This is a genomic window from Kineosporiaceae bacterium (assembly GCA_016713225.1).
GTDB lineage: Bacteria > Actinomycetota > Actinomycetes > Actinomycetales > Kineosporiaceae > JADJPO01.
In genome coordinates this window covers 991,553-1,006,267 of sequence record JADJPO010000003.1, presented here as the reverse complement: position 1 = coordinate 1,006,267, position 14,715 = coordinate 991,553, and the positions used below count along the sequence as shown (strand labels likewise).

Below are 14,715 nucleotides of genomic sequence, written 5' to 3'. Positions count from 1 at the left end.
AGTGGCCGTGAGCCCGGGCCTGACGGCCGCGCTGAAGAAGTTCGTAATTGAGCTGGAGGACGACCTGCGCGACCAGGTCGAGGGACAGCCCGAGGTGCGGGCAGTGTGGGCACAGGAGCACCACGAGGCGGTTCAGCGGGAGCGCACCTCAATGGCGTGGCAGGTCTGGCGCGATGACCGGGTCACCCAAGCGGCGGTAGCGTGGGTGCTGACCACGGTGTTCATTCGGTTCTGCGAGGACAACCGTCTGCTGGGACCGGTGTGGATCGCTGGCCCCCCGGAACGTCGTCAAGAGGCGCTGGACGCCGAGCTCGCGTACTACCGGGCGAACCCAGAACACAACGACCGGGAATGGCTGCTGCAGGCGATCGAGCATCTCAGGTCGACGAAGGCGACGCGAGACCTCGTTGAGTCGCACTCTCCATTGTGGTCGGTCTCCCCCTCGGGTCGAGCCGCCAAGCGACTGCTGGCCTTCTGGCGTGAGCAGGCTTCCGGTTCCCTGGTGTGGGACCTCACTGACGATCAGCTGTCGACGCGCTTCCTCGGCGACCTCTATCAGGACCTCTCGGACTACGCGAAGAAGACGTTCGCGCTGCTGCAAACCCCGGAGTTCGTCGAGGAGTTCATCCTCGACCAGACCATGGAACCCGCTCTGTTGGAGCGGCCTTTGGAGGGGTTCCGGCTGATCGACCCGACCTGCGGCTCTGGGCACTTTCTGCTCGGAGCGTTTGCACGACTCGTCAACCGTTGGGCGGACAGGGCGCCGGGTCTGGAGGTGCAGTCCCGGGTGCAGAGGGCTCTGGATGCGATCCACGGAGTGGACCTCAACCCCTTCGCGGTGGCGGTCGCCCGGTTCCGCCTCCTGCTGGCCGCGCTCCAATCGAGCGGGCTGACCTCGCTCGAAGACGCGCCTGCCTTTGGGTTCAACCTGGCCGCGGGGGACTCACTGCTACACGGCTCGAGCCAGCTCGAACTCGACCTGCCGGGCATGGCGGACGCGGACTCCTCACTCAGCGGGTTCGCCTACGTGAGCGAGGATCTCGCCCTGCTCCGGCGGATCCTGGAGCCGGGTCGCTATGACGTCGTGGTTGGCAACCCGCCCTACATCACGGTCAAGGACAAGAAGCTGAATCAGGCCTACCGTGATCGCTACGCCACCTGCAAGGGCACCTACGCGTTAACGGTGCCGTTCATGGAGCGGTTCTTCCAACTCGCCAAGCCGACGTCGGGCGATCGTCCGGCTGGGTGGACTGGCCAGATCACCTCGAATTCCTTCATGAAGCGTGAGTTCGGTTCCCGCCTGATCGAGGAGTTCCTAAGTAAGCAGGACCTACGACTAGTGGTCGACACGTCGGGTGCCTACATCCCTGGGCACGGGACGCCGACGGTCATCCTGGTCGGTCAGCCGCGCCCATCGAGCGGCACAACGGTCAAGGCTGCCCTTGGGATCAGGGGTGAACCCGGCCAGCCATCAAACCCGGCCAAGGGTATGGTCTGGTCGTCCATCGTCGATGGCGTCGGGCAGAGCGAGTTCGAGAACGAGTACATCTCCGTCGTGTCCCTGCCGCTTGTCTCCCTTGCAAAGCACCCGTGGAGCCTAAGTGGCGGTGGGGCGGACCGCCTGCTCGCCGCAGTCGATGCGGTGGACAACCGCCGACTCGACGACCTTGTCACTGAGATCGGTTTCGGTGCCGTAACCCGCGAGGACTCAGCTTTCATGATCGGAGCAGGCGCCGCGCGACGGCACGGTGTAGACCCTGATCACATCCGACCGGTTGTTGAAGGGGACGTGACGCGTGATTGGGCGATAGTGGACCCGGTCGGCTCAATCTGGCCGTACAACCCGGAGACTCTTGGCGCGGAGCGCGACCCCTCCATTAGTCGATGCTTGTGGCCCTATCGGACATTGCTCAGCTCGCGAGTCGCTTACGGTCTGAGCCAAATACAGCGTGGCCTGCAGTGGTTCGAGTACTCCATGTTCTTCACGAAGCGGTTCGCCCTGCCGCTCTCGATTACGTTCGCGTTCGTGGCTACGCACAACCACTTCGTGTTCGATCGCGGCGGGAAGGTCTTCAATCGCTCAGCTCCGGTGATCAAGTTGCCGGAGGGGACGACGGAGGCCGATCATCTGGCGTTGCTCGGTGTGTTGAACTCTTCGACGGCCTGCTTCTGGCTCAAGCAGAACAGCCATGACAAAGGTAGCCAAGGTATCAACGAAGGCCTCAAAGCCGAAGCGTGGGAACGGTTCTATGAGTTCACTGGCACCACGCTCAAGGACTTTCCACTCCCCACTACCCTGCCTTTGGACAGGGGTCGCCTGCTCGATGAGCTCGCGACCCGGCGCGGAGTCATCTTCGCTGCAGCCACAACACCAACGTCGGCTACGCCGACGACGGCTGGGCTCGACGCGGCTCGCATGGCAACTGAAGAGGTCCGGGCACGAATGATCGCAGAGCAGGAGGAGCTCGACTGGGAGGTGTACCGCTCGTACGAACTCCTAAACGCTGATCTCACCTACGCCGATGGTGATCTGCCTACCGTGCGCTTGGGGGAACGAGCGTTCGAGATCGCCCTGGCGCGCAAGGTCTCGGCGGACGAGGAGGCGACGACCTGGTTCTCACGACATGGTTCGGCTCCGATCACTGAGATTCCTGTCCATTGGCCGCAGGGCTACCGCGATCTCGTACAGCGCCGCCTCGACATGATCGAGTCGAACAAGTTCATCCACTTGCTGGAGCGTCCAGAGTATAAGCGACGGTGGTCCACCGAGCCGTGGGAGAAGCGGGTCGAGCGGGCGCTGCGTAGCTGGATTCTTGACCGGCTTGAGGACCGACGGTTCTGGTTTGACGGGCGGGGCCGTCCTGTGGCGCGGTCGGTGGCTCAGCTTGCCGACATCGTCTCCCGGGATGCCGAGGGCGCTTCGGTGCTGGAGCTGTGGTCGGGGCATAGGGATCAGTCGGTGACCCAGCAGCTCAGTGCCTTACTGGCGGATGAGAGTGTGCCGTTCCTCGCCGCCTACCGGCTCAAGGACACTGGCCTGCGCAAGCGTGAGGCGTGGGAGCACACTTGGGACCTGCAGCGACGCGAGGACGCTGGCGAGACTGTTGGTGCGATCCCGGTGCCGCCGAAGTACGCTCCCGCCGATTTCCGCAAGCAGTCGTGGTGGCAGCATCGCGGCAAGCTTGATGTCCCCAAGGAGCGGTTTGTCCTCTACCCGGATGCGAGTCGGGAGACCGACTCGACCCAGTTGCTCGGATGGGCCGGCTGGGACCACGCGCAACAGGCCCTCGCCCTGGCCGGGGTCGTCGCCGAGCGCGAGGCAGAGGGCTGGCCGGACGAGGCGCTCGTTCCGCTGGTCGTGGGGCTGGCTGAGCTGCAGCCGTGGGTCCGTCAGTGGCACAACGAGACTGACCCGACGTATCAGGTCAACCTGGCCGATTTCCTGGATGAGCAGTTGCGCAGCCGATCCCTGCAGGTCGGCATGACGCTGGAAGAGTTGGCCGGGTGGCGCCCAGCGCCAGCCACCCGTGGCCGCAAGGCCAAGGCCTGACATGCGAGAGCCCCACCCGATGCAGGACCGCGAGGAGACGACGTGAGCATCCTGCTCCGAGACGTCATCGACATCCCCGAGCGGGCCGGCGCAGAGGACTATGTGCTGCGCCTGACCGACTCTGTGGGGCACGCCGCGGCACGGCGCACGCTGGACGAGTACGTGGTCACGGACGCGATTGCCGAGGCGTTCGACGCGGCGCTCGGGATCGTGGCTGAGGCCATCGGGTCTGGCGTGAGTCGCGGTGCGTTCCTCACCGGGTCGTTCGGCTCCGGGTAAGTCGCACTTCATGGCTGTGCTTCATGCTCTCCTCGAGCATGAGCCGGCCGCCCGGGCGAAGGCGGAGCTGCAGGCTGTGGTCGCCAAGCACGATTCCCAGCTCGCGGAGCGCAGGATCCTGCCGTTGGCGTTCCACCTGCTCGGCGCGAAGACCATGGAGGAGGCGCTGTTCCAGGGATACGTCCGCCAGGTTGGTGAGCGACACCCGGGGGCACTGCTGCCCGCCGTCCACAGGTCGGATGCCCTGCTCGAGGACGCCGAGCGGCTGCGGATCCAGCTCGGCGACGCGCAGTTCTTCACCGGCTTGAACGGCGGTGCCGACGCCGGGTCGGGAGCCCCGATCGACCCGTGGGCAGCCGTGCTCGGGGCGGGGACGTGGGATGCGGATCGCTACTCGGAAGCTCGAGCGGCCTCTGCGGCCTCTGAGGGACGTCAGCAACTCGTGTCGGCGCTCGTGGACACGTACTTCCGTGCGTATACCCAGCAGGCCGAGTACGTCGACCTCGATACCGGTCTCGCCGCGATCGCCAGCCATGCCAAGGGGCTGGGCTATGACGCTGTTGTCCTGTTCCTCGACGAACTCGTGCTGTGGTTGGCGTTCTCGGTGCAGGACCGTGAGTTCTTCCGCCGCGAGTCGCAGAAGCTCACCAAGCTCGTCGAGTCCTCCGTCGGTGGTCGGGCGATCCCGCTGGTCTCGTTCATCGCGCGGCAGATGGATCTGCGGCGCTGGTTCGCCGATTCCGGCGCCAGTGGCACCGAGCAGGACGCGCTCGATCGCGCCTTCCGTCATCAGGAGGGTCGCTTTGCTGAGATTGCTCTCGGCGATGACAACCTGCCTTACGTCGCGAATCGCCGGCTCCTGCGACCGAAGGATGCCCGCGCCCGAGCGCAGCTCGAGGACGCGTTCGGCGGTATCGATCGTCGTCCGGCCGTGTGGGATGTGCTCCTGGACGGGGTGAACACCGACGAGCGGCATCGTGGGTCTGATGAGCAGGCGTTCCGCCTCACCTACCCGTTCTCGCCGGCGCTGGTCTCCACGCTGCGGTCCTTGGCCAGCGTCATGCAGCGGGAGCGGACGGCGTTGAAGGTGATGCAGCAGATGCTCGTCGACCGCCGCGGCACGATGACTATCGACGAGATCATCCCGGTCGGTGACTCCTTCGATCTTGTCGTTCAGGGGCAGACCGGCCAGGCCTTGGATGCCGATGCCGCGGCCCTGTTCCGCTCGGCGAATCGCCTCTACACGGAGAAGTTGCGCCCGCTCCTGCTCGGGATCCACGGGCTGGAGGAGCGCGCCGTGCACGATGCCCCGGACGCGGTGCCGCCGGCGTACCGCACCGACGACCGGCTCGCAAAGACGTTGTTGCTCTCGGCGGTGGCTCCCAAGGTGCCGGCGTTGAAAGCGCTGACTGCGGCTCGGCTGGCTTCGCTGAACCACGGTTCGATCACCTCGCCGCTGCCCGGCGGTGAGGCCTCTGTCGTTCTGTCCAAGGTGCGGACCTGGGCCCGCGACGTCCCGGAGATCCACCTCGACGGCGACGACCGCAACCCGACGGTTCGCGTGCAGCTGTCCGACGTCGACTTCGACTCGATCGTCGAGCGGGCCAAGGGCGAGGACAACGAGGGCCGACGCCGCGAACTGCTGAAAAACCTGGTGGGCGACAGCCTCGGCGTCGCCCTCGGCCAGCAGGACATCCAGGGCGCCTACCCGCACCAGTTCATCTGGCGTGGCTCCCGCCGGCAGGTCGACGTTATCTTCGGCAATGTCCGCGACCGGAGCTGGCTGTCTGACGATCATTTCCGGGCTGCCCCGGACACGTGGCGGGTGGTGGTCGACCACCCCTTCGACGATGCCGGACATTCCGCAGCTGAAGATCTGCAGCGCCTCGATGAGATGGTCACGCGGGGCGTCGAGTCGCCCACGATCGTCTGGCTGCCGCGGTTCCTGTCCGAGGAGAGGATCCGCGACGTGCGGCTCTTGGTCATCCTGAACTGGCTGCTCGAGGGCGCCGGGGATCGGTGGCAGGCCCACGCGGACCATCTCAACGAGACCGATCGTGCATTGGCGAAGTCGATCCTGGAGTCCCAGCGGAACACGCTGCGGCGACGGCTTGAAGAGGCCGTGCAGCAGGCCTATGGCGCCGCCTCGCCCCGGCCTGGGGTCCTGCTGGATGACCCATCGCACGACCGGACGCTGTTCTGCCTCGACCGGTCGTTCGCTCCGGCCAATCCCGTCGGTGCCACGCTGGGTCAGGCTTTCGAGAATCTGCTAGCGCAGGCGTTCGAGGCGACCTACCCCGCGCATCCGCATTTCGAACCCGGCGACGTCGAGGTGAAGGTGCGGGATCTGCGCGCCGTCGCCGCTCACGTTGCTCGAGCCGTCGCCGACCGGGACAAGCGCGTCGAGCTCCAGGTCGACGCGGTCTCCGTCCGCCGGATCGCTCAGCCGCTCGGGGTCGGCAAGGCCACGGAGATGCACTACCTCCTCGGGGACGACCGGTTCAGCCCGTGGGGCCAGGAAATCGAGCGTTCCCTGGGCCGCCGCGCCCAGGAGCAGGGCCTGGACGCCGATGGCCCGGTGACGGTCGCCGAGCTGCGCCGATGGATCGGCGAGGTTCGCCCGGCGCACGGGCTCCGCACCGAGGTTAGCGACCTGGTCATCATCACCTGGGCGGCGCTGCGTCAGCGGGCATGGTTCCAGCACGGCACCGCCCTGGCGCAGGTGCCAGACCCCGGCTCTCTCGCGCCGACGATGGAGTTGCGCGCGCAGGAGATGCCGACAGCGCAGGAGTGGGAACAGGCCAGGAAGAGCGCTGGCGCGCTTCTCGGCGTCACCGCGGCCACCTACCTGACCGCCCCTGCCGTCGCGGACTTCGTCGCGCAAGTGACGGCCACGGCCCGAGATCTGGCCCTTGCGGCGCCCGACCTCGTCGCGGCCCTGGAGCAGGCGCATAGCCGTGTCGGGCTGACCGCGGGGGCACGGCTCGACACCGCCCAAGCCAGTGGCACGCTCGTCCAGCACCTGAGGCACTTGACCGGCGTCGCCCTGGTCCGCGCGCTCGCCGAACCTGCGCTCGGTGACGCCACACCGATCGAAGCGGGCAAGTCGTTGGGTTCTGCGCCGGCGGTGTCGGCCGCGCTCAACCGGTTCCAGTGGTCGCGGCTCGATCCGCTGCTCCAGGCCATGACCGGCGAGGGGGAAGGCGCACGCAGGGCTGCCGCGGTGGTCAACGCTCTCCGCGACGCCCTACAGGCCAACGAGCAGGTGACACCCATCGGTGCGGCGCTGCACGCAGCGGACGACGGTGCCTTCCGTTGGCTGACAGACCAGACGGCCCCGCCGTCACCAGACCCCGTCGGGCCGATCGAGCCCCCTGCGGGTGCCGGGCGCACCACCCGGGCACGCCGGGCCCCGAACGAGGAGATCATCGCCGATCTGCGGTCCTTCCTCGACGCCCACCCCGACGAAGCCGTCGAGGTCACCTGGCGTGTGGTCCCATGACGGTCATGACGACCGTCACCCCGGTCAGCCCGTCAATGGTGCTCGCCATCATCGACGAAGCGCGGGCCAAGGACTACCGCAGCGGTGTCATCGGCATCCGTGGCGCGCCCGACGCGGCCGTGAAGGCCGACGTGACGCATCACGGTCAGGCTGTCCGGGTACGCCCAGCGGAATCTGCCCTGGCGGTCCGTGAGGTGCTGACCGAGCATCGCGAAAGTGACTGGCTCGTCGTGGTCACCGATCGCGACGACGACGATCTCGGCGCCGGCATCCTCGCCCACTTCATCTGGCAGCGACTGCGCAGCCCCGACCCTTGGGATGCCGTCCGCCGACGGTTCGCCGCCACCGGGATCGACCCTGCCTTGACCACGGGGCCAGGCAGCCGCGACCTCGCCGTCGCTCTGCTCGCCGCTACCCCACCCGCCGGGTGGCCGGCCGCCCCTGCCGGAGTGCTCACCCGAACGCACGCATTGTCAGCCGTCGCAGCAGCTCACCTTGGCCTGGACGGTGACACCGCCGACGTGCTCGGCATCCTGCACTGGTCGATGAGCGCGGACAGTGTCACCGCCGTCGGGGCGATGCGCCGAGACCTCGGCGAACAGCTGGCTGACGCCACCCTCGACTGGATCGCCCGACGGACCGGAGCCGCGGCCGCCCCTGTGCAGGCCCTCCTGCACCGTGGTGAGCTCGCCGACGTCGCCCCCCTCGGCGTCCTGCTTGCGCTCCTCACCTCCGAGCGCCTGCCCGGCGCCGACGCGCGGCATCAGGCCCAGCTCGCCCTGGCTCGGCTCGAGCAGCGTTGGGGCGGCGTCGTCCCCAACGTCGCCGCACTGCGCGCCCTGGGCGAGGGCGTCACAACGTTGCTCTCCGAGCTCGTCCACGACCGCCGGGCCCAGGAGGACGTCGACCGGGTGCTCGCACGGGCCGACGCTCTCGCCGAGCAGGTCCAGACCCAGCTACTCAGCCGATACTCCGACCTGCTGCCCAGCGGGTTCCGCGCTCGCCTGGCCCTCCTCGCCGACGCCCTCCGGTCCGTCTGCGACACCCCGTCCGATGTCGAAGAGGTTGAAACTGGCTGGGCTGCAGTACAGGAGCATCAACTGGGGGTGGTCGGCAGCGCCCGATTGCGACCCTTCGAGGCCGCCGTCCGACTCGTCCGCTGGCTCGCCACCCGGCCGGACGACGAGCCCGCCGCGGCCCCATCGGCCCGGCTGGACCGGCTCGTGCGTCGCCACGTCGACCACTCGGCGTGGGCCGACGCGGCGATCAACGGCGCGTTCGCTGGCGACGGCGACGCCGACCTGGCCTCCGCGCTGCAGGCTGTCGTCACCGCAGCCCAAGGCCGCCGACACGGTGAGGAACGCGCGTTCGCGGAAGCGCTGGCCCAAGTGACTGCCGTTCCCGCGGCAGCTGGCTCCTCGACCGAGGTGATGCACCTGGAGCGTGTCCTGCCGGATGTGGTCCTGCCTCTGGCGAGGAAACGGCCGGTACTGCTCCTCGTCATGGACGGGATGAGCGTCGCGGCCGCGACCGAGATTCTCGAAGACGCCACGACCCAGCGCGGCTGGGCCGAAGCTGCCCTGCCCGGCTCGACGTGGAAGAGGCGGGCCGCGGCGCTCGCCGTCCTGCCGTCGGTCACCGAGGTAAGCCGCGCCTCGCTGCTCTGCGGCCGGCTCACTAGCGGGCAGCAGTCGGCGGAGCAGGCGGGCTACGCCGATCTCACTCAGCAGGGCGGCAAGATTAGGTCGGCACTGTTCCACAAGAAGGCCGTCGACACCACCGCGGCCGGCTGGGCGGTCAGCCACGAGGTCGGCGCCGCTCTCGACGACACCGACGTCAAATTGGTGACGATCGTGCTCAATACGATCGACGACGCGCTCGACCGCAGCGACCCAGCCGGAACGGTATGGACCGCAGAAGCAGTCAAGCACCTCGAACCCCTACTCGCCCGGGCGCGTTCGGCGGGGCGGACCGTGGTGATGACCTCCGACCACGGGCACGTGGTCGAGCGGCGCCAGGGCACCCAGCGGTCCTACTCCGAGATCACCAGCGGGCGCTCGCGCGCCGTGACCGGCACTGTGGAGGAGGGGGAGATCGAGGTGTCTGGGCCTCGCGTTCTGGCTCCGGGGCACCGCGCCGTCCTCGCCGTCGACGAGGGTCTACGGTATGGGCCACTCAGGGCGGGCTATCACGGTGGCGCCAGCGCTGCCGAGGTCGTCGTCCCGGTGACGGTGCTCGTCCCCAACGACGCGGCGGAGGCTGATCTGGCTCTGTTGCCGCCGCAGATCCCGGCCTGGTGGCTGACCACCCAGGCTGTGCCTGCAGCCGCGCCCAGCGTTCCGGTGCCGCCGAAGCGCAGCGGTCGTCCCCGAGCGCACGTGATTGTGGACGACGAGCACACCCTCTTCGATGTGGAGCCAACGCCTCCGGCTGAGCTTGTGCCGGTGGTGACGCTGAGCCTGGGGCGCGCGCTCATCGCCGGCGCGGTCTACAAGGCCCAGCAGAAGGTCGCCGGGCGGCTCATCGTGACCGACGAGCAGGTGGCCACCTTGGTCGACGCTCTCGCCGCGGCCAGCGCATCCCGCCTTCCCCGAGCCCTGGCGGCGCAGGCGCTGGGTGTGAGCGAGTCGCGTCTGGCCGGTGCGCTCGCCCAGGTGCGGCAGCTGCTGAACGTCGAGGGGTACGCCGTCCTGGCCAGCGACGCAGCGACAGGTGCGGTTCTGCTCGACCTCCCGCTCCTGCGAGAGCAGTTCGAGGTGCGCTCATGAGGTGGGTGCGTCGATGACTCTGGAGGTGTCCTCTCGCCGCCGACGCGAGGTGGTCGGTGCGCTGCGTCGGGGGACCGTGCCCGAGGCCGGGCTGGATCTGTTCGCGGTCGGGCTCGACCGGTTCGGCGCTGCCCTCGATGACGACCTGGACACGGTCGCCGGTGGAGGCGCCGTCTTCAAGGCCGTCCGAGGCGAGTACGGGGCAGGGAAGACGTTCTTCACCCGGCACCTCGCCGAGCGCGCCCTGCGACGAGGGTTCGCCACCGCCGAGGTTCAGATCTCGGAGACCCAGACACCCCTGCACCGGCTCGAGACCGTCTACCGGCGAGTCACCGAGTCGCTGCGCACGGCCTCCATCCCGCCGAGTGCCTTCCGGTCCGTGCTCGACTCGTGGCTGTTCACCCTGGAATCCGACGCCCTCGACGCTGACGCAGAGCTCGCAGCGGCGGGAGACGCGGCGCTCGTGGCAGCCGTCGACCGGCTGCTCGAGCAGCGGCTCACCCACGTGAGCACCCGCACACCCGTCTTCGCGCAAGCACTGCGCGGGTATCGTGCCGCCGCTGAGGCCGGTGACGGCGCCCTCGCTGACGGCCTGGCCGCATGGATGGGTGGCCAGCCGCAGGTCGCGGCGTCCGCCAAGCGGTCCGCCGGGATCCGCGGCGAGCTCGACCACTTCGGTGCCATGGCGTTCCTACAAGGTCTACTGACGGTGCTGCGGGACGCCGGCCATCCGGGGCTCGTGCTTGTCCTGGACGAGGTCGAGACCCTGCAACGGGTCCGCGGGGACGTGCGCGACAAGGCATTCAACGCACTGCGCCAACTCATCGACGAGGTGGACGCCGGCCGATTCCCTGGGCTCTACCTGCTCGTGACCGGGACGCCCGCGTTCTTCGAAGGACCTTCCGGCGTGCAGCGACTCGCGCCGCTCGCCCAACGACTGGCGACCGACTTCGCGACCGAGGCCCGGTTCGACAACCCCCGTGCGGTACAGATCCGACTCCCAGGGTTCGACCACGGCTCCCTGGTGCAGTTAGGGCAACGGGTCCGCGACCTGTACGCCTCTGGCAGCGCCGACGACTTGCGGATCAGGTCGGTCGTCGACGATGCCTACCTCGGTGACCTCGCCCAGTCAGTCGCCGGGGCGCTCGGCGGGCGGGTCGGGATCGCGCCACGGGTGTTCCTGAAGAAACTCGTTGCCGACGTCCTTGACCGGGTCGACCAGTTCGAAGACTTCGACCCCCGCGTGAACTACGCGCTGACCGTCGACCCCACCGAACTCTCCGACGTCGAACGGGCCGCCCGCGGCAACGCGGAGTCTCTCGACGACATCGCCCTCGACGTCGACCCAGACCCCGAGGCCTGACGGTGTCTGCAGCCGACCTGGCCTTCGACCAACTCCACCCCGTCCTCCAACACCACATCGTCAACGCCCTGCAGTGGCCGGGATTGCGGCCGCTACAGAACGCGGCCGTCGAGCCGCTGCTCGCCGGGCAGGACGCACTGCTCCTCGCCCCGACCGCCGGAGGCAAGACCGAAGCCGCCCTCTTCCCGCTGCTGACCCGGATGGAGACCGAGCAGTGGCCGGGGCTATCGGTGCTCTACATCTGCCCACTCAAGGCGCTGCTCAACAATCTGCTGCCCCGCGTGGAGCGATACACCGACTGGCTCGGGCACACCGCGGGCATCAGGCACGGGGACACCACCGTGGGCACGCGCCGACGGCAGGCAATGGACCGGCCCTCAATCCTGCTGACCACACCGGAATCGCTGGAGGCGATGCTCGTCTCCCGCACCGTCGACGCGTCGCGGATGTTCGCCGACCTGCACGCCGTCGTCGTCGACGAGGTCCACGCCTTCGCCGGCGACGACCGTGGCTGGCACCTGCTCGCCGTCCTGGAACGCGTGTCCGCGCTCGCCGGGCGGCCACTGCAACGGGTCGGACTCTCGGCGACCGTCGGCAACCCCGAGGCGTTGCTGCGCTGGCTACAGGGACCGGCGGTGGGGGAGCAGCCAGGGTCAGTTGTGGCGCCAGAGGCAGTCTCGCTGGTCGTGCCGGAGCTGTCCCTCGACTACGTCGGCAGCGAGGCCAACGCCGCTACCCTCCTCTCCCGCGTGTTCCTCGGAGAGAAACGGCTCGTGTTCGCCGACTCCCGCCGTGCCGTCGAAGGCCTTGCCGTGCGCCTGCGCGAGCACGGCATCGAGACGTTCGCCTCGCATTCCTCGCTCGCCCTCGACGAGCGCCGCCGCGCAGAGACCGCGTTCGCCGAGTCCCGCGACTGCGTCATCGTCTCCACGTCAACCCTCGAGCTCGGGATGGACGTCGGAGACCTCGACCGCGTCATCCAGCTTGGCGCGCCCCAGACGGTCGCCTCGCTACTGCAGCGCCTCGGTCGGACGGGACGTCGTCCCGGAACGAGCCGCAACATGACGTTCCTGGCGCTCGACGACATTGAACTGATGCGAGCGGCGGGGCTTCTGCTCCTGCTGAGCGAAGGATTCGTGGACCCAGTTGTCGCGCCGCCGGCGCCAAGACACGTCGCCGCGCAACAGTTGCTCGGATCTGCGTTGCAGAAAGGGCAAATCGACCTGCTCGCTGAGTCGCAGTGGCTCGCTGGGCTGGGGCTCGCGACCTCTGAAGAGCTGGAGAGCATCGGCCGATGGCTCGTCGACACAGGCCACTTGGACGTCGACTCGGGGCTGGCGTTCGTTGGGCCGGAGACCGATCGTCGCTACGGGGTGAAGAACTTCATGGAGTTGTTGGCCATCTTCACTGCGGCTCCCGAAGTGCTGGTGCTGCACGGACGCACGGAGATCGGCAGCGTCGACCCACTGCTGCTGACAGCAAAGACGGACGGGCCTCGACACCTGGCCCTGGCTGGGCAGCCGTGGGTGGTCACGCATGTCGATTGGAAACGGCGACGCGCCTTCGTCGAGCCGAGTGATCGAGCCGGGACGACGAAGTGGACTGGCGACTCCCAGCCCTACTCCTTCGAACTCTCCGACGCGATCCGTCGCGTTGTGCTCGGCGCCGACCCGGTCGGGGTGACGCTTAGCAAGCGAGCCGTCCAGCGGCTCGGACGGCTTCGCGAGACGTTTGGGCCGCGGGCCGATTCCGAGTGCACGGTGCTGGCCTCGGAGGGGGCGCGAGTGCGGTGGTGGACCTTCGCAGGAGCTCGCGCCAACGCCGTCCTAACGTCGGCCCTCGGAGTCGTGGCTCCCGAACTGCTGGACAGCTGGACCTTCAGCAATCTCAACATCGCCCTGCGATCCGACGCCACCGCGGCGGCCGTCAGCGCCGCGTTGCGTCAGGCACAAAGCCGTTTCGGAATCGATCTCGCCGGCGTTGCGCCCGAGGTGAGTGAGCGGGCACTGAAGAGACTCAAGTTCTCCGAGATGCTCCCGCCGGATCTCGCTGTTGGCACGCTCGCGATGCGTGCGGCGGACTGGCAAGGTGCTGCGAAAGTCGCTGCCCGGCCCTTGGCCTGACTGGCAAGTGTGCCTCTATGCGCTGATTAAGTAGCGCCACAATGCGCATTGTTTACCTGCCATCACTTGAGAAACTCCTGCCGCATCATTCGGCCATCGTCTCTTGGCTCTCGTCATTTGAGTCAGTTGCTGGCGCAGGCTGGTCCGGCGCTTCCGGTACCCCACTCCCTGCTCCGTGAGGTTCGGCCGACCCTGCAAGAAGCGAGAAAGTGGCGGCTGATAGCGAGGCGACGAAGAGAGTTGCGATGATAACTTGATCTGAGAGGCTCTCGTCCGAGCGTAGAATCGCCTCTGCCGTCGCGACCCCCAATGCGCCGGCGGCGGAAAGACAAAGAACAAGAATAGGAAGCCAATCTCGCTTCGATCCGGAGAGATATGGACGAACGCGACGCCTGAACAACCCACCCAAAAATACGCCGAGGAATCCAGTCAAGGTGGCGGCGATACCCCAAGTCCCCACGGAAGATTCTTGGCATGCCTGAAGGCCGGCAGTCTGGAACTTCGCCGTCAGTATGTCTTGCACGGCAGCTAAATGGAAGAGTAGCACAACTGAAGGCCCAACGAATGACACAATCGCGCGACTAACTCCTGCCGGAGTTTCGTATCCGGATCGACCATCAAGCAGTTGCAGCGTTCCGTAAAGGAGGAGCAGCACCGATAGACCAAACGAGGCCCCTGCGATGACTTCCTCGGAGGCGGCTCTGCCCAAGTTCGGATTGGTCTTTGACAGGGTATCGGCTGCCCCCGCGAGGACAGCGTATTGAACGGTTGATAGCAGAAGGGCAAAGAATGAGCAGATGAATGAGGTTGCGGCGTGCGCGCGCCTAGCTTGACTGCCCAATATTTCCCCGTTAGTTAGGACCAGCAAGACTGCGGTAAAGGCAAAGCCAGCCAGCACTCCCGCGGCTTGAGAGTAGAAGCCAGCCGTTATTGCGATGTTGAATCCACCGTTGTAGCAGTCCACAATATCCTCCACAGTCACGTTCGAGATAGCGAGACTAATGGATTGCGGCTCATTTGTGTGCTGGATTGCCGGAGTCGGTCGGACGCGGTGCCGAATCTCCAGCGATAGCCCACACGATCTTGAGGAACAAGGGAACCGTCAGTGACCTGGATCGCTTCTGCGCCGC

At 67.4% G+C, this 14,715-nt stretch carries 8 protein-coding genes; 6 read left to right on the top strand and 2 right to left on the bottom strand.

Annotated features, from left to right (window positions below):
• Position 1: 1 nt before the first annotated feature.
• On the top strand, positions 2–3,550 hold the full coding sequence (gene pglX / locus IPK24_15580) for a BREX-2 system adenine-specific DNA-methyltransferase PglX (protein MBK8076947.1): 3,549 nt from the start codon (positions 2–4) through the stop codon (positions 3,548–3,550).
• Positions 3,551–3,592: 42 nt separating this feature from the next.
• Positions 3,593–3,829: a hypothetical protein gene (locus IPK24_15575; GenBank protein MBK8076946.1), complete on the top strand. Its 237-nt coding sequence runs from the start codon at positions 3,593–3,595 to the stop codon at positions 3,827–3,829.
• Here IPK24_15575 and IPK24_15570 read toward each other — a convergent pair.
• Positions 3,804–4,619, bottom strand: coding sequence for a hypothetical protein (locus IPK24_15570; GenBank protein ID MBK8076945.1), 816 nt, complete (start codon positions 4,617–4,619; stop codon positions 3,804–3,806). The two genes, IPK24_15575 and IPK24_15570, sit on opposite strands and share 26 nt — an antisense overlap.
• On the opposite strand from IPK24_15570, the gene IPK24_15565 reads away from it, so the two are divergent.
• The 4 genes from IPK24_15565 to IPK24_15550 are packed head-to-tail and all read left to right on the top strand — an operon-like array spanning position 4,542 to position 13,585.
• Entirely contained in the window at positions 4,542–7,331 is a 2,790-nt protein-coding gene (locus IPK24_15565; GenBank protein ID MBK8076944.1) for a phage resistance protein, read from the top strand. The two genes, IPK24_15570 and IPK24_15565, sit on opposite strands and share 78 nt — an antisense overlap.
• Positions 7,332–7,336: 5 nt before the next feature.
• Entirely contained in the window at positions 7,337–10,099 is a 2,763-nt protein-coding gene (gene pglZ, locus IPK24_15560; protein ID MBK8076943.1) for a BREX-2 system phosphatase PglZ, read from the top strand.
• Between the two features lie 13 nt (positions 10,100–10,112).
• Positions 10,113–11,462, top strand: a complete 1,350-nt coding sequence (gene brxD / locus IPK24_15555) for a BREX system ATP-binding protein BrxD (protein ID MBK8076942.1) — start codon at positions 10,113–10,115, stop codon at positions 11,460–11,462.
• A gap of 2 nt (positions 11,463–11,464) precedes the next feature.
• Positions 11,465–13,585: a DEAD/DEAH box helicase gene (locus IPK24_15550; protein MBK8076941.1), complete on the top strand. Its 2,121-nt coding sequence runs from the start codon at positions 11,465–11,467 to the stop codon at positions 13,583–13,585.
• 85 nt (positions 13,586–13,670) lie between these two features.
• Here the strand turns inward: IPK24_15550 and IPK24_15545 are convergent, their stop codons facing one another.
• Positions 13,671–14,567, bottom strand: a complete 897-nt coding sequence (locus IPK24_15545; GenBank protein ID MBK8076940.1) for a hypothetical protein — start codon at positions 14,565–14,567, stop codon at positions 13,671–13,673.
• Between the last annotated feature and the right edge of the window lie 148 nt (positions 14,568–14,715).